This window comes from Pectobacterium sp. A5351, from assembly GCF_028335745.1.
Lineage (GTDB): Bacteria > Pseudomonadota > Gammaproteobacteria > Enterobacterales > Enterobacteriaceae > Pectobacterium.
The window spans coordinates 1372759-1394662 of sequence record NZ_CP116477.1 but is presented as its reverse complement, the minus strand read 5'-3'; the positions used below and the strand labels follow the sequence as shown (position 1 = coordinate 1394662).

General features: G+C 53.7%; 20 protein-coding genes and 1 pseudogene. 8 read left to right on the top strand and 13 right to left on the bottom strand.

The window, feature by feature from the left end; genetic code table 11:
• Positions 1-8: 8 nt before the first annotated feature.
• The 4 genes from O1Q74_RS06560 to pdxB all read right to left on the bottom strand — a co-directional run bounded on the left by O1Q74_RS06560 (position 9) and on the right by pdxB (position 3979).
• Positions 9-671: a DedA family protein gene (locus O1Q74_RS06560; protein ID WP_271878796.1), complete on the bottom strand. Its 663-nt coding sequence runs from the start codon at positions 669-671 to the stop codon at positions 9-11.
• Between the two features lie 195 nt (positions 672-866).
• Positions 867-1718: a tRNA pseudouridine(38-40) synthase TruA gene (gene truA, locus O1Q74_RS06555; protein WP_271877285.1), complete on the bottom strand. Its 852-nt coding sequence runs from the start codon at positions 1716-1718 to the stop codon at positions 867-869.
• A complete protein-coding gene (locus O1Q74_RS06550) occupies positions 1718-2728 on the bottom strand; it encodes an aspartate-semialdehyde dehydrogenase (protein ID WP_271877283.1) in 1011 nt (336 codons plus the stop codon). The genes truA and O1Q74_RS06550 overlap by 1 nt, the downstream gene beginning before the upstream one ends.
• Positions 2729-2842: 114 nt before the next feature.
• Entirely contained in the window at positions 2843-3979 is a 1137-nt protein-coding gene (gene pdxB / locus O1Q74_RS06545) for a 4-phosphoerythronate dehydrogenase PdxB (protein WP_271877280.1), read from the bottom strand.
• Positions 3980-4248: 269 nt separating this feature from the next.
• On the opposite strand from pdxB, the pseudogene O1Q74_RS06540 reads away from it, so the two are divergent.
• Both O1Q74_RS06540 and flk read left to right on the top strand, forming a co-directional pair.
• Positions 4249-5143 (top strand): annotated as a pseudogene (locus tag O1Q74_RS06540) (DMT family transporter).
• Positions 5144-5248: 105 nt separating this feature from the next.
• Positions 5249-6493, top strand: coding sequence for a flagella biosynthesis regulator Flk (gene flk / locus O1Q74_RS06535; protein ID WP_271877278.1), 1245 nt, complete (start codon positions 5249-5251; stop codon positions 6491-6493).
• A 128-nt stretch (positions 6494-6621) separates the two neighbouring features.
• Here flk and fabB read toward each other — a convergent pair whose 3' ends face one another.
• Positions 6622-7839 carry a beta-ketoacyl-ACP synthase I gene (gene fabB, locus O1Q74_RS06530; RefSeq protein ID WP_271877275.1) on the bottom strand — a complete coding sequence of 406 codons (1218 nt, stop codon included), beginning with the start codon at positions 7837-7839 and terminating at the stop codon, positions 6622-6624.
• Positions 7840-8010: 171 nt separating this feature from the next.
• On the opposite strand from fabB, the gene mnmC reads away from it, so the two are divergent.
• The gene (gene mnmC / locus O1Q74_RS06525) at positions 8011-10038 is read left to right on the top strand and encodes a bifunctional tRNA (5-methylaminomethyl-2-thiouridine)(34)-methyltransferase MnmD/FAD-dependent 5-carboxymethylaminomethyl-2-thiouridine(34) oxidoreductase MnmC (protein ID WP_271877272.1); all 2028 of its coding nucleotides are present in this window, start codon (positions 8011-8013) and stop codon (positions 10036-10038) included.
• Positions 10039-10118: 80 nt separating this feature from the next.
• Here mnmC and O1Q74_RS06520 read toward each other — a convergent pair whose 3' ends face one another.
• The 6 genes from O1Q74_RS06520 to prmB form a co-directional block, all read right to left on the bottom strand.
• Positions 10119-10403 (bottom strand): YfcL family protein, encoded by a 285-nt coding sequence (locus O1Q74_RS06520; protein ID WP_271877269.1) that lies wholly within the window; start codon positions 10401-10403, stop codon positions 10119-10121.
• Positions 10404-10436: 33 nt separating this feature from the next.
• Positions 10437-10982: an elongation factor P hydroxylase gene (locus O1Q74_RS06515; protein ID WP_271878794.1), complete on the bottom strand. Its 546-nt coding sequence runs from the start codon at positions 10980-10982 to the stop codon at positions 10437-10439.
• Between the two features lie 28 nt (positions 10983-11010).
• Positions 11011-11811: a sulfite exporter TauE/SafE family protein gene (locus O1Q74_RS06510; RefSeq protein WP_271877266.1), complete on the bottom strand. Its 801-nt coding sequence runs from the start codon at positions 11809-11811 to the stop codon at positions 11011-11013.
• A 9-nt stretch (positions 11812-11820) separates the two neighbouring features.
• On the bottom strand, positions 11821-12666 hold the full coding sequence (gene mepA, locus O1Q74_RS06505; protein WP_271877264.1) for a penicillin-insensitive murein endopeptidase: 846 nt from the start codon (positions 12664-12666) through the stop codon (positions 11821-11823).
• 6 nt (positions 12667-12672) lie between these two features.
• Positions 12673-13758 (bottom strand): chorismate synthase, encoded by a 1086-nt coding sequence (gene aroC / locus O1Q74_RS06500; protein WP_271877262.1) that lies wholly within the window; start codon positions 13756-13758, stop codon positions 12673-12675.
• 200 nt (positions 13759-13958) lie between these two features.
• Complete coding sequence (gene prmB / locus O1Q74_RS06495; RefSeq protein ID WP_271877259.1) at positions 13959-14891, bottom strand: 50S ribosomal protein L3 N(5)-glutamine methyltransferase; 933 nt, start codon at positions 14889-14891, stop codon at positions 13959-13961.
• Positions 14892-15062: 171 nt separating this feature from the next.
• Here prmB and smrB point away from each other — a divergent pair, with 171 nt between their 5' ends.
• Complete coding sequence (gene smrB, locus O1Q74_RS06490; RefSeq protein ID WP_014699114.1) at positions 15063-15605, top strand: endonuclease SmrB; 543 nt, start codon at positions 15063-15065, stop codon at positions 15603-15605.
• A gap of 87 nt (positions 15606-15692) precedes the next feature.
• Here the strand turns inward: smrB and sixA are convergent, their stop codons facing one another.
• Positions 15693-16175 (bottom strand): phosphohistidine phosphatase SixA, encoded by a 483-nt coding sequence (gene sixA, locus O1Q74_RS06485; protein ID WP_271877254.1) that lies wholly within the window; start codon positions 16173-16175, stop codon positions 15693-15695.
• A gap of 1218 nt (positions 16176-17393) precedes the next feature.
• Here sixA and O1Q74_RS06480 point away from each other — a divergent pair.
• Complete coding sequence (locus tag O1Q74_RS06480) at positions 17394-17942, top strand: Csu type fimbrial protein (RefSeq protein WP_271877251.1); 549 nt, start codon at positions 17394-17396, stop codon at positions 17940-17942.
• Positions 17943-18029: 87 nt separating this feature from the next.
• Here O1Q74_RS06480 and O1Q74_RS06475 read toward each other — a convergent pair whose 3' ends face one another.
• Positions 18030-18170, bottom strand: coding sequence for a hypothetical protein (locus O1Q74_RS06475; RefSeq protein WP_271879018.1), 141 nt, complete (start codon positions 18168-18170; stop codon positions 18030-18032).
• On the opposite strand from O1Q74_RS06475, the gene O1Q74_RS06470 reads away from it, so the two are divergent.
• The 3 genes from O1Q74_RS06470 to O1Q74_RS06460 are packed head-to-tail and all read left to right on the top strand — an operon-like array spanning position 18140 to position 21902.
• Complete coding sequence (locus O1Q74_RS06470) at positions 18140-18676, top strand: Csu type fimbrial protein (RefSeq protein WP_271877248.1); 537 nt, start codon at positions 18140-18142, stop codon at positions 18674-18676. The two genes, O1Q74_RS06475 and O1Q74_RS06470, sit on opposite strands and share 31 nt — an antisense overlap.
• 24 nt (positions 18677-18700) lie before the next feature.
• Positions 18701-19474 carry a fimbrial biogenesis chaperone gene (locus tag O1Q74_RS06465; protein WP_271877246.1) on the top strand — a complete coding sequence of 258 codons (774 nt, stop codon included), beginning with the start codon at positions 18701-18703 and terminating at the stop codon, positions 19472-19474.
• 58 nt (positions 19475-19532) lie between these two features.
• Complete coding sequence (locus O1Q74_RS06460) at positions 19533-21902, top strand: fimbria/pilus outer membrane usher protein (protein ID WP_271877244.1); 2370 nt, start codon at positions 19533-19535, stop codon at positions 21900-21902.
• The last annotated feature ends 2 nt before the right edge of the window (positions 21903-21904 follow it).

The following is a 21904-nucleotide window of genomic DNA, read 5'->3' as shown; positions in this document are numbered from 1 at the left end:
TACTTCACTTATTTCACATTGCCGCGCGCGGCCGCTCTACGATGGCGGACAATCTCAATAATGCCCGGCAGGATAGAGAGGAAAATAATCGCGACAATCAGTAATTTCAAATTTTCCTGCACGACCGGCAAATCGCCAAACAGGTAGCCCGCATAGGTGAATGACAGCACCCACAGCAGCGCACCAATGACATTATAGGCAGCAAAATGCCGATAGCTCATGTGCCCCATCCCGGCGACAAACGGCGCAAATGTTCTCACAATCGGGACAAAGCGCGCCAGAATTATCGTCTTACCGCCGTGACGCTCGTAAAACGCATGCGTTTTATCCAGATAGCTGCGGCGGAAAATCTTCGAGTTCGGGTTGCTAAACAGCTTCTCACCGAACAGTCGTCCAATCGTGTAGTTCACTGCATCGCCCGTAATCGCGGCAACAATCATCAGGAACACCATCGTGTGTACATTCAGATCGTTCGACGGCAGCGCCGCCAGCGCCCCTGCAACAAACAGCAACGAATCGCCCGGCAGAAACGGTGTCACCACCAGCCCGGTCTCACAGAACAAAATCAGGAACAAAATGGCATAAACCCAGACACCATATTGCGCCACCAGTTCCGCCAGATGCACATCAATGTGCAGAATAAAATCAATAATAAACTGTATAAATTCCATCACAACTTCTTCTCCCCAAAGTGTATACCGATTGCACGCGGTCGATATACGCAAGGCAGCCGGAATTCCCGCGTTGCCTTGCGTATAGCACGCCAAACAGCATCGTCCTTAATACGCACCGCACGCGGTCAGATGGCCGTAGGTCAACAGGCGCGTGCGATACGACAAAAAACGGGTAAATCACACCAATAAGTACTAGTCCGCCAAAAAGAGCGGCCCCATCGTGGGCCGTGGCAAGGCAAAACGCGCCGGGTAATCCACCGCCACTAAATACAACCCTTCTGCTCTGGCCGTCGCTGCGGCCAGCGTACGATCTTTGGCCGCCAGCAGCTCTGCAATCCACGACTCGGGGCGATTGCCACAGCCGACTTCCATCAGGCTACCAACAATGTTGCGCACCATATGATGAACGAACGCATTGGCCTTAATATCTACCACGATATAGTCACCGTGACGTGTAACCTTTAAATGATTTACATAGCGCCACGGCGTGCGCGACTGGCATTGCACCGCCCGAAAAGAGGTGAAATCATTCTCCCCCAACAGGCACTGCCCGGCACGCTCCATCCGCTCCACATCCAGCGGATGATAAAAGTGCGTCATGCCATGTGAGAGCACTGCAGGGCGATAGCGGTGATTATAGATGACATAGCGGTAGCGACGTGCCGTCGCACTGAAGCGCGCATGGAAATCCTCGTCCACCGTTTTCACCCAACGCACGGCGATATCCGGCGGTAAATTCGCATTCACGCCCATCGTCCAGGCCGCGTCTTTCCTGACGGCGTGCGTAGTAAAATGCACAACCTGCCCGGTACCGTGCACGCCAGCATCGGTTCGGCCGGCACAAAACACCTCTATCGGTTCATCCGCGACTTTGCTCAGCGCCTTTTCAAGACAAGCCTGCACGCTAGCGACATCACTCTGGCGCTGCCAGCCATAATACTGGCTACCGTCATACTCAATGCCCAACGCGATTTTCAGCAGGGCGCGTTCGTTTTCCGCAACGGCGTCGGCCTGAACCGCCTCCGCCTGAGTGGTTTCCGACATTACCCGAGATACTCCTGCACCAGACATTCTGCCGTTTCCACCGCCATCAGCGCGCCGCCAAAGCGAGCGTTATCAGCGACCGACCAGAATTGCAGTAGCTCAGGAATACCGTAATCATTACGCAGACAGCCGACGCTCAGTTGCCCATTGCCGGACGCATCGCCAACCTGCGTCGGGTAATCCTGCTCGTCGCTTACCTCAATATTCCCGGCATTCAGCAATTCGTCACGCGCTTCTTCCGCAGACAGCGGACGCAGTGATTCAAGATGAACAACCTGCGCATGACCATAGAACACAGGAGACTGAATGCAGGTCACTGAAATCGGCAATCCTTCATCCTGCAAGACTTTACGCACCTGATCGACCAGAACGCGCTCTTCACGCACGCTGCCCGCATCATCAGGCAGTAAAGGCAACAGATTGAATGCCAACTGTTTCGGGAAAAGCCCTGCCTCAGGCGGAATACCATTCAGCAGACGGGCACTTTGCCCAGCCAGATCGTCTATCGCCGCTTTACCGAGTGCGGAAACCGACAACATATTGACAACGTGCAGGCGCGAAAGCCCCGCGGCATCGGTCAACGGTTTAATCGCCGTCAACAGTTGGCTGGTCAGACTGTCTGCCACCGCAACGATATTGCGGTTACGATAATCCGCCAATGTATGCGTATTCACGCCGGGCACCACCAGTGGCACATCCGGTTCCAGAGCAAACAAACCACTGCTGTCGATAACCAGGCAACCTGCATTTCCCGCCTCTTCTGCGTAGCGAGCGCTGGCATCCTGACTGGCGACAAAAAACGCCAATTGCACCTGTGACCAGTCAAAATCAGCCACATCGGTGACCAGACAGGATTTTCCGTTAAAACGTATGGTTTCACCCGCGCTACGTTCGCTGGCCAGCGGATACAGTTCACCCACCGGGAATTCACGTTCCTGCAATAATTCCAGTAACGCCGTGCCTACTGCGCCCGTTGCGCCCAGTAGAGCAATATTCCAGCCGTCAGACATTTGGTTCTCTCCCAAATTTTGAATGAAACACAAATCATAAATGGAACCGACAGACGATAGCGACGCCGTCTGTCAGTTCATGAATAAAAAAAGTGATGCTCGCGCGAAACGCCGTTAGCGTGCGCCCCGCACTGACGCCGTGAACCCCAGCGCGTTCAGGCAATCTGCGCTGTCAGCATCGGCGCAGATAACATGGAGTGACGACCATTCGCGTCGTTCCTGATAATGTTTGCGCAGGCGATCGAACTCGCCTTCCTGATGCGCAACGTGGCGCAACAGTGCATCGTCCCGGCGCACATCATACACCAGATGCACCAGACGTTTTAGCAGCGCCTCATCCAGCGGTACGGTCAGAGTCACTTCGGCAAACTCTGGCTCAGGCAAAAGCGACGAAAGCGCCACCTGCTGAGGGGTTCCGATAAACTCGCTCCAGGCTTCAAAAACCTGCGTAGTGCCGCGCGCCTTCCCTTCCAGCGTATAACCGGCGATATGCGCCGTACCAATATCGACTCGCGCCAGCAGATCGGTTGATAACTCGGGCTCAGGCTCCCATACGTCAAGAATGACGCTGAGTTTTTTACCCCGCTGCAACGCCTCAAGCAGTGCCGCATTGTCCACCACCGGGCCGCGGCAGGCATTAATCAAAATACGCCCGTCCGCAAACGCATCCAGCACGCTGGCATCAACCAAATGATGGGTACGGTATGGGCCATCGAGATACAACGGCGTGTGCAGCGTCAGAATGTCAGCATCGCGCACCAGCGTTTCTAGCGGCAGAAAATCGCCTGCATCACCGCGATCGGCACGCGGCGGATCGCACAGCAGCGTTTTCACGCCCCAGGCTTTCAGACGCGCATCCAGGCGTCTGCCAACGTTCCCCACGCCGACAATCCCGACGGTTTTATCACGCAGTTGGAAGCCATCACGCTCGGCCAGCATCAGCAAAGAAGAAAACACGTACTCCACCACCGCGATGGCATTGCAGCCGGGCGCAGCAGAAAATGCGATACCGTTGTCGTTAAGCCAGACATCATCAACATGGTCGGTGCCTGCCGTCGCACTGCCGACAAATTTCACCGCCGTACCCGACAGCAGATCTGCGTTCACCTTCGTGACCGAACGCACCATCAGCGCATCCGCATCTGCCAGTAAATCACGTGGCAAAGGGCGTCCCGGCACGGCTTGCACCTCACCCAGACGGCTAAAAAGCTCGCGGGCATACGGCATGTTCTCATCAACCAGAATCTTCATTGTCTTCTCCGACATCGGTAGCCAGCCAAAAAAAGCGGGGAGATATTTTGCCACCGAATGGTGCAGAAACCCAAGGCAATTACGACACGACGTCTTTACACTATCAGTTCACATCAATGAAGGCCTTACAAGAGAGGAGTCATAAACAGCCGATCGCCATACAAGGTTGATAGCCGCCACGTGGCTCTGTTATGTTGTTTGCCAATGTCACACTTGCCCCATTTTTATCGACCAGACTGGCAATAGGTACGTTTTCCGTCTGGTCTGCGATGAGAGACCCAACGTTGAACGCCCTATTTCCCACTATTGCCGTCCTGATCTGGTCAATTAACGTCATCGTTAACAAACTCTCTGCGAACGTTATCGATCCGGCCGCCATCTCGTTTTATCGCTGGCTACTGGCATTCCTCGTCATGACGCCGTTCATGCTGCCAACCCTGCGCCATCATGCGGCGGCCATTCGCCAACATGCCTGGAAGCTGCTGGTGCTGGGGTTGCTCGGCATGGTGTTGTATCAAAGCCTGGCCTACTACGCAGCACACACTATCAGCGCAGTGATGATGGGAATCATGGGCTCATTAGTGCCACTTCTCACCGTTGTACTCAGCATCCCTTTGCTTCGTTTGGCTCCCACACTCGGAGTCCTACTCGGTAGCCTGCTGTCGATGGCGGGGATTGTCTGGCTGATCGGTGCGGGACATCCTGAACAGATTCTGGTGCAGGGCATCGGCCCCGGTGAATTCATGATGTTTTGTGCCTCATTGTCCTATGCGCTTTATGGCGTATTAACCAAACGCTGGCACATCCCGCTGCCCAATTGGGTTTCGCTCTATGTGCAGATTGCCTTTGGTGTGGTGTTACTGGTACCCAATTTCCTGCTGACGGACAATGTGCAACTCAACGGTCAAAATCTGTCGTTAGTGATTTTCGCTGGCATCATGGCTTCAATCATCGCGCCTTTTCTGTGGATTCAGGGGGGTGATGCGCCTGGGAGCCAACAAGACCGCCATCTTTATGAATCTGACGCCGATCTTTACGACGATGATTGCGATTGGCTTGCTGAATGAACCGTTGCATCACTATCATCTGGTTGGCGGTGGTATCACGCTACTCGGTGTTATCCTCGCCCAACGTTTGCGCACCCCGCTAGGACGTCCCTCCTAAGCGCCCACCATGATATTCGTGTGTTTTACGCGATGCATGACTATCGGCCGTCACAGGAGATTGCTATGATTCATCTCAATCATGACGGCAGTGAGGATAACCGATATGCAACCTGTAAGCGGCCCAGGTGCCCCGCTGCCCGGCGAACGTCCGGTTACGCCGACAACTGCATCTTTGGCTTCATCCGCCTCGAATACCACGGGTTCAGCCAACGGCGATCGGCCGCTCACGCTGGCACAACGGACAACGCTGGAAAATCTGGTGCTCAAAGTTGCCGCACTGACAACGTCAAAGGCCGCAGAAGTCTGGACAACGGTAAAACAGGGATTAGGTCTGGCAGAAAATAGCGAACTGCAATCCCGCCACTACCAGCCTGCCGAGCAAATACTCCAGACGCGTTTAACGCAGGCACAAGATAACGGCGGGCGTCAGCAGTTGCTTCAACGCCTGACGGATATGCTGTCTCAGGGAAATAATCGTCAGGCGGTCAGTGATTTCATCCAGCAACGGTTCGGCAGCACTACGCTAAGCGCATTGAATAAAACGCAGTTGCAGCAGGTTGTAACGCTGCTGCAAAACGGGCAAATCCCGCAGTCAACGGCATCAGCCACAGCATCGCAAACCGCTCAGGCCGCCAACTCGCCCGATCGTCCGCTCTCTCCTGCGGAACAGCGCGGCTTGAATCAGTTAGTCACCCGCTTAGCGACTATGACTGGGGAACAGCCTGCAAGAGTACTGAACAATCTGATGATGATGCAGAATCTTAGCCCGGGCGACGCTATCCCGCTAAAACATCTGCCGCTGATCACGCAGTTCCTGCAAGCGCAGGTTGAGCTGCAACAGACGCAGACGCTGCTGCGCGCCACCCCGCCGGCGCAGCAGGGAACATCAACAAATGCAGGTGCAGCGTCAGAACCGCTGACAGCCAGCACCACCAATACTGCTAACGCGAATCCGTCGTCCACAGCGAATCTATCATCACAGTCGCTATCGCCACAGAACGCGCTGCTTTCCCCGAACCTTGCCCCGTTACAGGCTTTGCTACAACAGCCCATGACCGCGCAGGAACAGCACTTGCTGATGGATTACACACAGAATCGCTTCAATATCGGATTACAAACGCCGCTGACGCCGATGCAGGTCAGCGATCTGCTGACGTTTCTGTTTACACAGCGTATTCAGCGCGCGCAGGAAACAGATTGGACGACAACCTCACAGTTGCTGCATCCGCTATTTAATCCTCTGATTGCCTCACTGCCGCTCAGTTGGCAATCCCTGTTCCATAAGCCGATGTTTCTGGTGATTGTCAGCACCTGCGTGGCGGCATTTTTGCTCTGGGTTCTGATCTAACCGCTAAGCCCGTTAAAGGCAGGCTTATCGCTCATCATTCTCTCAACAAAACCATCGCCGACAAAAAACCCCGCGGCTTGCGCCAGCGGGGTTTTATTTATTTGAGATAATGCCGAAGAATAATTCGATTATTTATCGAGCTTTCTCATGACCAGCGTCGCATTGGTGCCGCCGAAACCGAAGCTGTTAGACATCACCGTGGTCAGTTTACGCTCCGTCGGCGTCGTCACGATGTTCAGGCCGACAGCCTGCTCATCCAGATTTTCCACGTTAATGCTCGGTGCAACAAAGCCGTGCTCCAGCATCAGCAATGAATAAATGGCTTCCTGAACGCCTGCGGCACCCAGAGAGTGACCAGTCATCGCTTTCGTCGCGGAGATCGCTGGCGAGTTGTCGCCAAACACTTCACGAATCGCGCCCAGTTCCTTCACATCGCCAACCGGCGTAGAGGTACCGTGAGAGTTCAGGTAATCAATCGGGGTATCCACACCGTGCATCGCCATCTTCATACAGCGAACGGCACCTTCACCCGATGGGGCAACCATATCTGCACCGTCAGACGTCGCGCCGTAGCCGACCACTTCCGCATAGATGTGTGCGCCACGCGCCAATGCGTGTTCCAGTTCTTCAACCACGACCATACCGCCGCCGCCTGCAATCACGAAACCATCGCGATCGGCATCATAAGTACGGGATGCTTTTTCTGGGGTTTCATTGTACTTGGTTGACAGTGCGCCCATGGCGTCAAATTCACAGGCCAGTTCCCAGCACAGCTCTTCAGCACCGCCGGCGAATACGATGTCCTGCTTGCCCATCTGGATTTGCTCAACCGCGTTACCGATACAGTGTGCAGAAGTCGCACAGGCAGAGCTGATGGAGTAGTTCACGCCGTGAATTTTAAATGGCGTTGCCAGACAGGCAGATACCGCTGAACCCATGGACTTGGTCACGACATAAGGGCCAACGGCTTTCAGGCCACGCGGGCTACGCATCGCGTCAGCACCGAACACCTGATAGCGCGCAGAGCCGCCGGAACCGGCAATCAGACCAACACGTGGGTTATTCTGATAAACCTCATCGGACAGCCCGGAATCCTGAATCGCCTGCTCCATAGATAAGTAGGCATAAATCGATGCATCACTCATAAAACGCACAACTTTGCGATCGATGAGGCCAGTGGTGTCCAGTTTGACATTCCCCCAGACGTGACTACGCATACCGGAATCTTTCAGCTCTTGAGAGAAAGTAATACCCGAGCGGCCTTCCCGCAATGATGCCAGAACTTCCTGCTGGTTATTACCGATGCTTGATACGATCCCCAGGCCAGTAATCACTGCACGTTTCATTTAATACCTCTTTTCCACTTATAGAGTTTGGGATTTCGCCTCGCACTTTAGCGTACAGTTGTAAGCTGAACAAGTCCGATCAGCCGAACTATCGAGAAATTATTGCTAAATTTGCGCCACGATATTCCGCTCGTTAAAATCTTGCCATCACTTGAATAATGAGCTTTTGTCGTGGCTAATCTTCCCATCCAACATGCGTCGTTAAGTTGGAACGCTCAGGGTACACCTGTATCGCAACAGTTTGATGACGTCTATTTTTCGAATCAGGATGGGCTGGCTGAAACCCGTTATGTGTTTTTAAAAGGCAATCAGTTTCCTGAGCGTTTTTCCACGCACCCGCGCACTGCGTGCGTGGTAGCAGAAACCGGCTTTGGCACTGGCCTGAATTTTCTCACGTTGTGGCAAGCCTTTGCCGCGTTTCGCCAACAGCAGCTGCAGGCGACATTACGCCACCTGCATTTCATTAGCTTCGAGAAATTCCCCCTGCGGCGTCACGATCTGGCTGCCGCGCACGCCCAATGGCCGGAACTGGCAGCGTTCGCAGATGAACTGCGTGAGCAATGGCCGCTACCGCTGCCGGGCTGCCACCGTCTGATACTGGCGCAGGGTACTATCACGCTCGATTTGTGGTTCGGTGACGTTAACGTCTTACTGCCTGAGCTGGATGATACTCAGAACCATCAGGTCGACGCCTGGTTTCTGGATGGCTTCGCGCCGTCCAAGAACCCGGACATGTGGACAGAGAATCTGTTTCAGGCAATGGCTCGTCTGTGCCGTAAAGAAGGCACGTTCGCCACCTTTACCGCCGCAGGCTTTGTGCGTCGCGGCCTGCAACAGGCGGGGTTTAAGGTCAGCAAAATCAAAGGATTCGGGCAGAAACGCGAGATGCTGCGCGGTATCCTTCCCGACACGCTTCCCGTAACATCGCCAACGCCGTGGTATGCGCGCCCTGCGGCCAGTACGACTGACGATATTGCGATTATCGGCGGCGGCATTGCCAGCGTACTGACAGCCCTTGCTCTGCAACGACGCGGCGCAAACGTCACGCTTTATTGCGAGGAAGCACAGCCGGCCACGGGCGCTTCCGGCAATCGTCAGGGGGCGCTGTATCCTCTGCTGAATAACCGGCACGATGCGGTATCCCGCTTTTTCTCCCTTGCTTTTGACTTTGCCCGCCGCAGCTATACGGCACTGGCGCAGCAGGGTCTGGCATTTGAGCACCAGTGGTGTGGCGTCAGCCAGCTTGCTTGGGATGAAAAAAGCGCGCGTAAGATCGAGCAGATTCTGCAAGGAAAGTGGCCGGAAGCGCTGGTCGTTAGCGTGAACGCGCAACAACTGGAAAAACAGAGCGGCCTGAATCCCGGCGTAGACGGCATCACCTATCCCGACGGTGGCTGGCTGTGCCCGGCGGAGTTGACGGCTTCTGCACTGAAGCTGGCAGAGCAAAACGGCCTGTCGGTACAGATGAATACTGCCGTTTCCGCACTGAAGAAAACGGACAACGACTGGGCGCTTACCCTGAGCAGCGGCCAGAAGGTACATCATTCGGTCGTGGTACTGGCGAACGGTTATCGCATCACTGACTGGCCACAAACCCGCCATTTGCCCGCCTACGCCGTGCGCGGACAGGTCAGCCATAGTCCCACCAACCCCGTGCTAGGGCAGCTCAAACAGGTGCTGTGCTACGACGGCTATCTGACGCCGGTTAGCCCACGTCATCAAACGCACTGCATCGGGGCAAGCTATGTGCGGGGAGACACGCGCTGTGATTATCGGGAAGCCGAGCAGCAAGAGAACCGCCAACGGCTGCTGAATTGCTTGCCCAACGCAGAGTGGATCAAGGCGATCGATGTCAGCAATGCACAAGCGCGTCAGGGCGTACGCTGTGCGCTACGCGATCATCTGCCGCTCTTAGGGGCCGTGCCGGACTACGAACAAACGCTGGCAGAATATGAAGAACGACTGCATCCCCAGCACCGTGCCGATGTGGTCCCAAACGCGCCTTACTGGCAGGATCTGTTTATTATCGGTGCGTTAGGCTCACGCGGGCTCTGCTCCGCTCCGCTCGCCGCGGAAATTCTGGCTTCTCAGGTCTATGGTGAACCACTGCCGCTGGATCGCAATACGCTCGCCGCGCTCAATCCGAATCGTTTCTGGATAAGAAAACTGCTGAAAGGCAAACCCGTCGCTCAGGATTAATGGGAAAGAAAATGTGCTGGCTCGACGACACGAGCACGTAAAGCCAGCACTGACAGATTAACGATTAGCCCATATGAAAATCAGTGGGTACTATTCTGTGCCTGCTGGAACAAACGTTCCCACATTCCGTTAACCAGTACCTGATCCGGTGGCGACAGTTCACCGTTTTTAATAGCATGCTTAATACTGTCGCTCACGCGCGCGTGCAGGGCTTCCAGCGTCTGTTCCCCGTGCTCTTCTGTCTCTGCCACCGACACCGTCAGATGACCGCGCAAGTAGCCGCCGGCAAACAGTTCGTCGTCGCTGGCATGCTCTACCATGTCATCAATCAGCGCCAGAATGCGCGTTTCAAATTCTGCGATCATGTCTTATCCTCAAGTTTTTGCATTTCCCGTGCATCACAGATCGGCTGGATACGGGAAGCTCGCCGCCGTCAGCGGGGGCGTATTGTAAAACGATTGTAATGCGCGAATAAAGCATGCCGGACGAGCGGGAATACCCTCTTCCAGATACTGCATCACCTGCGCATGCACACGCCGCTGAAAATCAATGCGGTCCGGTTCGCAGTCGCCGTTCAGGTTGTCGCAACTGACGTTAAACGGAAAGCCTGCGGCGACGCAGAACAGCCAGTCGAAAGCCTGGGGTTTGATTTCCACTCCCTCAAACTGACTTTGCGTCGCCGCATCGCGACCATCAGGGCAGTACCAGTAGCCGAAATCAACCTGCAAGCGCCGCTGGGCGCCGGCAATACACCAGTGAGAAATCTCGTGCAGCGCACTGGCATAAAAACCGTGAGCAAACACAATCCGGTGATACGGGATGTCATTATCCGCTGGCAGGTAAATCGGCTCATCGTCGCCTTTTACCAGGCGAGTATTGTATTCATCGCCAAAGCAATCATTAAAAATATCAATCAGTTGTTGATAATGGTGCGTCGTTGTCATGTTATCTGTTGTTATCATAAAATTGTTATCATAAAAACTGTCCCAGCCAGACAGCAATCGCGTGACCGTGGCTGTCATAAATCAGCTTGCCGCTCATGGTGGCGGAAACCAGCACCAGCATAGGACGAATCAGCTTTTGCCCTTTCGTCATCACCATTCTGGCACCGAGTCGCGCCCCAATAATCTGCCCTGCCAGCATGACACCGCCAACAACCCAAACAACCTGACCGCCCAGCATAAAAAACAGTAGCCCGCCGAAGTTGGAGGTAAAGTTCAGGATCTTGGCATTCGCTGTCGCTTTAGCCAGATTGAAGCCATACAAGGTAACAAACGCCAGCGCATAAAATGACCCCGCACCGGGGCCAAAGAAACCGTCATAAAAGCCGACGCAGCCGCCTGCCAGAATCGCAAACGGAAGTGGCGACAGGCGACGCTGCCGATCTTCATCGCCTATTTTTGGCGTTAATAAAAAGTAGAGGCCGATGCCAATGATCAGCACCGGCAGCAGCTGGCGCAGAAAATCGGCATGAATTTGCTGGATCAGCCAGGCACCAAAGGTCGACCCCGCAAACGTCAGCGCAATCGCCAGTTTCTGCTCGCCCAGATTCACCGCACGACGACGAATGAAATACAGGCTGGCGGAAAAGGATCCGCCGACGGCCTGAAGTTTATTCGTTGCCAGCGCCTGCGCCGGGGATAACCCCGCCGCCAGCAGGGCAGGTATCGTTAACAAACCGCCGCCACCCGCAATCGAATCAATAAACCCTGCCAACGCCCCGACAAAAAACAGCACGGCCAGCGTTTCTGGCCCAAGCACTAACCAATCCATCGTTATTTGTTATCTCGCGGCAAAATGTTTGTCGAGCAATGCCTGACAAGAAGGAGGCAACGGCGGCGGTGTAGTCTTGTCCGGTGCTTCGCTACTAGGCTGTTTCGGTTGGAACCAACTGGTTAATTCGGCACCGCATCCATCACCGAGTGGCGGATCGCTTTGTTCCTGACACTCCAGGCTGTCTGCCGGGCAGCGTAAACGCACGTGCATGTGCGCACGGTGTGCAAACCAGGGGCGAACTTTACGCAACCAGTCACGATCGTGTCCGGCTTCAGCACACAACTGTTTTTTAATCGCCGGATTGACGAAGATACGCGTCACATCGCTATCCAGCGCGGCGGTTTTGATCAGGGTCGTGATTTCTGGTCGCCAGACGCGCGAATTAACACTCAGCCCGCTGGCATTCACCAAATCGATAGGCTGCGGCTTCAGCAACTGCTGCTCGCTCCAGCGCTGTCTGGGCAATTGCAGCCAGATGTCCACATCCAGCCCGGATTGGTGACTGGCGTGGCCGCTGCTGAAACGTCCACCGACGGGCATCCCCATATCCCCCACCAGCACATTACCCGAGGTCGTACGCTTCACCTCGTTACTCAGGCGGTGAATAAACGCCAGCAGATCGGGGTGACCGAAATAGCGGCGCTGATCGACACGCATCACCTGATAATCCAGCGACTGCAACGGCAGCGGCTGGGCACCGATGATACAGCCATTGGAAAAACTCCCAATCGACTGCGGCGTGCCCGCAACCGGATGCGTGATCTCCTGCCAGGGCGTTTTCGCCCACGCGGCGTTCGACCACAGCGGCGCACTCAGCGCCAGCGCGAGAACCCCGATTAACCCTTGTTTCATTATGTTTTACCAGCGAGGAACCTGACTGTTCACATCCCCACACTGTGCGCGTTGGCGCAGCAGGTGATCCATTAACACAATCGCCATCATGGCTTCGGCAATCGGCACTGCACGAATACCCACACAGGGATCGTGACGGCCGCGCGTGACCATTTCAGTCGCTTCACCCTGACGGTTGATCGTTTTCCCCGGCACCATAATGCTGGAGGTCGGCTTTAACGCCAGATGCGCGACGATGTGCTGACCGCTGCTGATCCCGCCTAAAATGCCGCCAGCGTGGTTGCTCTGGAAACCGTCCGGCGTGATTTCATCACGGTTTTCGCTGCCGCGTTTGGTTACAACCGCAAAACCATCGCCAATTTCGACGCCTTTCACGGCATTGATGCTCATCAACGCATGGGCCAGATCGGCATCAAGACGATCAAACACTGGCTCACCTAATCCGGCGGGGACAGATTCCGCCACGACGCTCACCCTCGCACCAATGGAATCGCCCTCTTTTTTGAGCGCACGCATCAGTTCATCCAGGGCGTCCAGCTTATCGACATCCGGGCAAAAGAACGGGTTTTGCTCCACCTGCTCCCAATCTTTCAGCTCGCAGGTAACATCACCAATCTGCGACAGATAGCCGCGCACCTTCACACCGTATTGCTGTTGCAGGTATTTCTTCGCAATCGCCCCTGCGGCAACACGCATCGCGGTTTCGCGCGCGGAAGAGCGACCGCCGCCGCGATAATCGCGCAGGCCATATTTTTGTTCATAGGTGTAGTCGGCGTGACCGGGGCGAAAAACATCTTTAATCGCGCTGTAGTCCTGAGAACGCTGATCGGTGTTTTCAATCAGCAGACCTATGCTGGTCCCTGTGGTCACACCTTCAAAAACGCCGGACAGAATTTTAACCTGATCGGGCTCACGGCGCTGCGTCGTATAGCGGGATGTTCCCGGACGGCGGCGATCCAAATCGTGTTGCAGATCCGCTTCCGTCAGCGGGATCCCCGGCGGTACGCCATCAACAATACACCCCAGGGCAATACCGTGGGATTCACCAAATGTAGTGACGCGGAAAAATTGCCCAATACTGTTGCCTGCCATCACAACTCCTTCGCATGTGTTCTGTTTCTGCCTTACCGCCTAAACTCGTCATACTTCAAGCTGCTTGTACGTTGGCTGCCCTTACTCACCCCAGTCACTTACCTGTGTAAGCTCCTGGGGATTCGTACGGTTGCCGCCTTCACGCAACTCGAATTATTTAGAGTATAAACGGTAAGACTAATGAATATCGTTATGACCGTTTAATCACGGTAAGCGCTAAAATGATCTTTGCAATCAACCAGCTGTGATCGCGTTAGCATAAACACGCCGTCACCGCCGTTATCAAACTCCAGCCAGGTGAACGGGATTTCTGGGTATTGATCGATCAGGTGCACCATGCTGTTACCCACTTCGCAAATCAGCACGCCGTCGTCGCTAAGATAGTCTGGCGCACAGGCCAGAATACGCCGCACCAAATCCAGACCGTCGTTGCCCGCTGCCAACCCCAGTTCAGGTTCGAAGCGGAATTCCTGCGGCAGATCGGACATATCTTCTTCATCCACATACGGTGGATTGGTCACGATCAGATCATAGCGAATCGCCGGTAAATCGCAGAACAGGTCGGATCGGATTGGCGTCACGCGGTATTCCAGACCGTGCTGCTGAATATTCTGCTCGGTTACCGCCAGCGCATCGCCGGAGATATCCACAGCGTCAACTTCCGCTTCGGGGAATGCCTGCGCGCAGGCAATCGCAATACACCCGCTGCCCGTACACAGATCCAGAATGTGATTTGGCGCAGTTGGCAACTGCTCATCGAAATAGTTATTGATCAATTCACCGATAGGAGAGCGCGGCACCAGCACGCGTTCGTCAACGTAGAATTCCAGACCGCAGAACCAGGCCTTGTTAGTCAGATAAGCGACAGGAATACGCTCATTGACGCGGCGAATCACGCGTTCCACAATGCGCTGCCGCTCACTGGTGATCAAACGGGACGTGTACATATCTTCAGGAATATCGAGCGGCAAATACAGGCCAGGCAATACCAGCTGTATGGCTTCATCCCAGGGATTATCCGTCCCGTGACCGTAATAGACGTTGGCTGCGTTAAACCGGCTGACAGCCCAGCGCAACATATCCTGAATGGTATGAAGTTCACTGACGGCCTCATCGACGAAAATTTTGTCCAAGGGTGTCCTCCGCAGACAGTTCTGAACGGGAAATTGGCGCTTAGTTTGCCATGAAGCCCGCGACAAATCAGCAGATATAACCGACTGAACGCGCCCCGATACAGACTTTTATTTAGCGACAGCAGGCAGACAAGGTAAACTGATCGAATGTTGACGCAAGATGAATGAAATATGAGTAATAAATATTCGCTGAATGACGACGAATTACAGCTTTTTCGCACGTCAATCACTGGCACAAAAAAGTTGCGTCAGGATACCTATACCCACAAACCGCTGCGCAGGAAAATAGGCGAATTACCGGCAAAACGGGCATTGCAGGAGCAGGTTGATGCCAGTTTCTATTTTTCGGATGAATTTCAGCCCCAATTGGATGCAGAAGGCCCGACGCGCTATGTCCGCCCCGGTGCCAGCCACTATGAATTGAAGAAACTCCGCCGGGGAGACTATTCACCGGAGCTGTTTTTGGATCTGCACGGTTTGACGCAGCTTCAGGCGAAACAGGAATTGGGTGCACTGCTGGCGGCCTGCCGACGGGAGCACGTTTACTGCGCCTGCGTGATGCACGGGCACGGCAAACATATACTGAAACAGCAAACGCCGCTCTGGCTGGCGCAGCACCCTGACGTGCTGGCTTTTCATCAGGCACCGAAAGAGTTTGGGGGGAATGCCGCGCTGCTGGTGTTGGTCGCACTGGAGGCACCTTCGCTTGAGTAACCCAGTCCTTTGTCAACGAACGATGAGGCGTGTAAATTCGTTACACGCCTCATACCGTATGAATTCAGGCGTTCGGTGTTAGTCGTATCAGGGTTTTGCGGTCAGCTGTGCCGGACTGACTTGCCAGTGCAGAACACCATTGCCCGATTCCGCCTCCACCAGCACACAGGCGACAGCGGACGTGGCGAACATCGGAGCCGTTTCATTTCGGCATAATTCGGCGACCAGGTAGCCCACCAGCGGCAGATGCGAAACAACCAGAACCGCCCCCACCCCCTCTCGCGCCAGCGTTTGCAGATAATAACCGACAAGCTGGGCATCTCCGCCGGGCGTCAGTTCATTTAAGCAATCCGCTTCTTCCGGCAGCGGCAGAACATTCTTCACCACGTCGAGCGTTTGCTGGGCGCGCAAATAAGGACTCACCAAAACGCGCTCAATATCAATATTTCTCTCGTTCAACCAATACGCCATCTGGCGAGATTCATCGCGACCAGCGTCGCTCAGTGGCCGAACGGCATCACTCGCTGCATCAAGTACCGCATCACCATGACGCATTATCAACACTTGCATATCACACCGCTATGTTAATGAAATATATGGTATATCCTCATAACCCTGTCGGTATGAGGATTGGCTTTTCTGCAATTGGGCATGCCCGTAACATAAGCCATATAAGGTATAGTGTCTTGCTGTAGGTTACCTGAGTTTCTCGCTATGTAAACTCGCCTGAGATCAGGTTTCGGTAGAAAAACGCATCCTCGCCGCCTCTTACCACAGGCAACCAACCGTAGTCAGACAAAATACGACCGAATACTGTTGCAAAATTAACCACCTCAATGCCGCGTTTTTAGCCGATCCGTCGCCAAAGAGTCAATTATCATTATGAATCGATAAAATCAGAAGGCGCACTCAGCTTTCGGCTTTTCTCAATAAAATATTGATAAATAAAATATTTAAAGACATTTGAGAGATCATTCCCCATCCGAAGAAAATGACCATAATTTTAAAATGGTCATTATAATCAATTACAATAAAACGAATAAATAAGATATAGAATTCAAAAAACAAAAACAAATCAGCATAAAAAACCAAAAAAATAAAAAAAGTCAATTTTTTACACCTTTTTAACACATATTAATTTTGTGATATTGTTAAAAAACCACTCTACTTCTATCTTTATCTTAAATAGCGTTTTTACTATTCGTTTTATATAAATAAGGTCATTACACAGAATATAACGTCATATAATAAAAATAGATTGCTCTTCTATACCCTAAATAATTCGAGTGGCGTGAAGGCGGCAACCGAGCGAATCCCCAGGAGCTTACACAGGTAAGTGACTGGGGTGAGTAAGGGCGGCCAACGCACAAGCAGCTTGAAGTATGACGGGTATATTTATGGACGAATGTGCAATTCAGGATAAAGTCCGAAGAACCTCTCTTTTATTTATATGCCCGCCATTATTCACACCATGGAAGAAAAAACAGTAATACATTTCTTTGTAGATTATTTTCACCATACGGAAAGCACTGAAAATAGTAGTGATATATATTTCAGCAGTGCGATATTTTGTGTCTATGGTTTAGGCTGTCAGGAAAAAGAATATCTCTTTTGCATTTTCCCAAACATGTCGAAACTATGCCCTATAAATACCCGTACTGATTCAAACGACTCGTTATGATTTTTTTCGTAATAGTCACCCATGACGAGCAGTTTTCACGGAAACCACGGTACTTTCGTGAAGACACTTTCGATGAAAATAAGTGAGAGACCTATAAAGGAATCGTTATGAATTCTAAACGTATCACATTATCTATTCTGGCGACACTATTCACCACATTCGGCCTATCCCCCACAGCCAGCAGCGTGACGATTAATGGTCAGATTCCAGTATCACTTACCATTACCGCCGCCTGCACGGTCAACAACGGGGGAGGCGCAGGTACCACATGGGGAACAATAGACTTTGGCTCCCACTCCGATCTGACTACCGCGATAGATAGTCAGGCAACCAGCATCGGGGGCAACGGAATTACGGTCAGTTGCTCTGTAGGCACCCCCGCATCATTAAAGATAGGTGCAGGTGCAAACGCCACCGCCTCGCTACGCAGGCTGGCACCGGGTACAGGAACGTATAATGTCCCTTACCGTTTATATAGCGACTCAACCCGCACCACTGAAATACCGCTGAGTAGTACCACCGGCATTGCCATTGTGGCAACGGGCAACCCGCAAATGGTTCCGATTTATGCGCGTATTCAGCCGTCAGATCAGACCGTTCTGGCACCTACTGCTGGGTCTTATACCGACACCGTCACTGCAACTATCGAATGGTAATTTTTACAGGCCGGCACGCTCACATGTCGGCCTTTTTAGGATCATTGATCCACAAGAAATTGATCCGCAAGAAAAGGAGCCGTTATGTCACCACGCCTTATACGCGTTATCGCGTTTACTGACTGCACTCTGCCGTTCACCCTTGCGTTGGGTGTGTTGCACATCGCCATTCAGGCCCGGTAACCATTGGTATTGCGATGCGTTTTCCATCGGCATTAATTTTTTCATTTCTGCTGTCCGCCTCCATCATCCCCACGGTGGCGATGGCGCTCACCGTTAGCAGCACATTCGATGTCACGGCAACGATACAAAGAGGCTGTGTTTTTGGCACTAGCACGGCAAATAGTCAGCCCAATATGGGCACGCTTGACTTCGGAACGCGCAGCGCCACGGCGACCAACGTGGATGTCGCCAGCACGAGCGGCGGCGGCTCGATTGTTGCCACCTGCACACCAGGCACAAGCGCCACCATTGAACTGAGCTACGGTGCCAATGGCGGTAGCAGCGCACAGCGTTATCTGAAAAATGCAGCAGGAACACGTCTGTTGGCCTATCAGCTTTACCACGATGCTGCACGCACGCAGGTGTGGGGAACGGGAAGTCTGGCGCTCAGTATTGTCTCCTTTCCCGCCACAACCCAGACCTATACCGTCTATGCCCGCTATTTTGGCGGCACGCCTCTGCCTCCCGCAGGGGTTTATACCGATAACGTGACCGTCAGCCTGACTTATTAAAAACACAACAGGGTGAAGAGGAAAATGACATTTTTTATTCGGGCAATGGCCTTTTTATTAAGCGGTTTCAGCGCGTTTTGCTTTGCCGCCAGCTCTATCCTCGTGTGGCCGATTTATCAGGTGATTGAAGCCGATGAGAACAGCTCAGCGCTGTGGCTGGAAAACAAAGGCAATGCGCCCGTCGGTTTGCAAATCCGCATCATGTCCTGGAAGCAAATAGACTTTCAGGATCGTTATGCCGAACAAAGTAATGTGATTGCTACACCGCCGTTCATGACGCTGGAACCGGGTAAACGCAATATGGTGCGCCTGATTCGCGTCAACTCAGCCCCCACCAATACCGAACAGGCTTACCGCATCATCGTTGATGAGATTTCCGCGCCCTATCAACAAAATGCTCCGCAGATGGGGCTGCAATTCCAGATGCGCTATCTGCTGCCTCTGTTTCTTGATGGTGAAGGCGTCTGGACGCATAGTCGGCCAGAGAAACGACGCGCCAACGCCGAACCGACGCTGCCCGTACTCAGTTGGCGAATCAGCGCGGTGGGGGGGAGAAACTATCTGTATGTCCGCAACCGTGGCGTAGTGCACGCCCGCCTGAGTAACGTCTATTGGTCAGCCGACCAGAGCGGGAAAGGAAGCCGAATAAAGATAACCGACGGCTTTTTAGGCTATGTGCTACCGGGGCAAGAGATGCGCTGGCCGTTACCTGCTGGCGTATCCACCCCGAGCGCAGCGATGCAGCTCTTCACCAATCTGATCGATATCACCGATCCCATACTGATTAAACGCGAATGATGGATCGGTTAATAACAGAGGCGAGTCTGTTGGCTGTCCGGCCATGGTGAGATGTAGCATGACGCACAAAACAGGTGCCTTTCTCCTGCTCATGTGCGCCCCGCTTGCGCTGTTTTATTCTGCGACCCTTCTCGCGGAAGAGTATACCGATCTCCCCGCGCCCCCCAGCGCGATGCCCTCGCTCAGCGAATCCGTCTATTATTTAACACTTTCCGTCAACGGACAGAGCGATAACGCGGTAGTCCCTGTCACGTATCGTGCCGGGAACTATTATGTGGATGCGGCCGCGCTGCGCCAGAATCACATTCGCCTGTCAGAGCAAAGCGTGGGGCTGGTCAATATCAGCGATCTGCCAGACGTCACCGTCGATTACGATCAGGCCATACAGCAGCTAAAACTCACCGTGCCCATGCACTGGCTACCCGAGCAATCCGTTGAAGGCGGAGGGCAGGATACGGCACGTTTCCCCGCCCGCAGTAGCCCCGGCCTGCTATTCAACTATAACCTTTATTACACCTCGCCCCGCGGCAGTTCAGATTCGCTCAGCAGTTGGATGGAACAGCGCTTTTTCAGCCCCTACGGAACCTTATCCAATACGGGGATCTACTATTTCACATCGGGCAACAGCACCTCGCAGCAAGATGGCTATCAGCGCTTTGATACCTATTGGCGCTATAACGATAACGAACGCATGATCACCTATCAGGTTGGCGACCTGATTAGCAACGCCCTGACGTGGAGTAACTCGGTACGCATGGGCGGCCTGCGTGTCGCCCGCAATTTTGGCCTTCGCCCGGATATCGTGACCTATCCAATGCTGCAATACACCGGTACGGCCGCCGTACCCAGCACGCTTGACTTGTTTATTAACGGTTATAAAGCCAACAGCACGAACCTGAACGCGGGTCCGTTCACCCTCACCAATACGCCTTACCTGAATGGCGCAGGGGAAGCGACGGTGATTACCACGGACGCTCAAGGGCGGCAGGTTTCTACCACGATTCCTTTTTATGTCTCCAACGCGTTGCTGAGAGAGGGATTGAGCGATTTCGATCTGTCCGTTGGTGTTTTGCGCCGGGACTATGGCATACGGAATAATTCCTACACTGACGACCCTGCCGTCAGCGGTATCTATCGCTACGGATTGACCAATAAACTGACGCTATCGGCACATGGGGAGGCCGTACAGGATCTGTATCTGCTCGGCGCAGGGGGGGATTTTACCGTCGGCCGCTGGGGAACGCTGAGTTCTTCCTACAGCCAGAGCGAAAAGGAAGCCACCGGACACCAATACACCACAGGCTATTCTTACTACAGTTCCGCCTTTGGCCTGAGCGTTCAACACGCTAAACGCAGTGAGAAGTACCGCGATTTAGCCGCCGTACTCACGGAAGGCCGCCTCAGTCGGGAAAGCTATCAGGCGACGCTCAGCAGCCAGTTGTTTGGTGAAGGCAATGGCTCATTCGGCGTGGGTTACTTCGACATCCGCGCGTACGACTCAACCCGTACCCGTCTGCTGAATCTCTCTTTCAGCCGTCAGGTCTGGCAAGACAGCTCCATTTACCTCGCCTTTAACAAGGCACTGGGAGAAAACGGCTACAGCGCCCAGCTCCAGTTCGTGATGCCTTTTGGTAGAAACGGCAGCATCAATGCCGGCGTTCAGCGCGATAGCAATGGCGATTATTCACCGCGCGTAGGGGTAAACCGCACCGCGCCGACAGAAGGTGGATTTGGCTGGAACGCCGCCTATGGCGCGGGAAGAAACCCTTATCACCAGGGCTCACTGAACTGGCGCGGCCCTTATGCCATGATGGCTGGCGGAACCTATGGCAACGAAGGCGATACCACGCAGTGGGGGGAACTGAGCGGCTCGCTGATCTACATGAACGGAGGGCTTTTTCCCAGCAACCGCATCAACGACGCCTTTATTGTGGTCGATACCGAAGGATACCCCGATGTCCCGGTAAAATATGAAAACCAATTGGTAGGGAAAACCAACAAAAGCGGCCACTTACTCGTACCATGGGTGGTATCCAACTACCCCGCGAAACTGGAAATCGATACGTTACAACTGCCAGCCAACGTCACCACACCACAGGTGGAATCACACGTGTCGGTCAAAGAAGGCAGCGGCACCATCGTGAAATTCCCCATTCATGTCGTGCGTTCCGCCAACATCAGGCTGCGCAATTCGGAGGGCAACCCGCTCACCATCGGCACCTGGATCACCGACGAAATCAGCGGTGACACTACCATCAGCGGCTACGATGGTCTGGCCTACTTCGCCAATCTGGGAACCGCTAACCGCTTACGTTTTAAACAAGAAGACGGGCGGCTTTGCCGGGTGGAATTCTCACTGCCGGAATCACAGACCATGATGGCAACCATCGGCCCACTCACCTGCCAGACGACTGACCCAAAAGGATAACA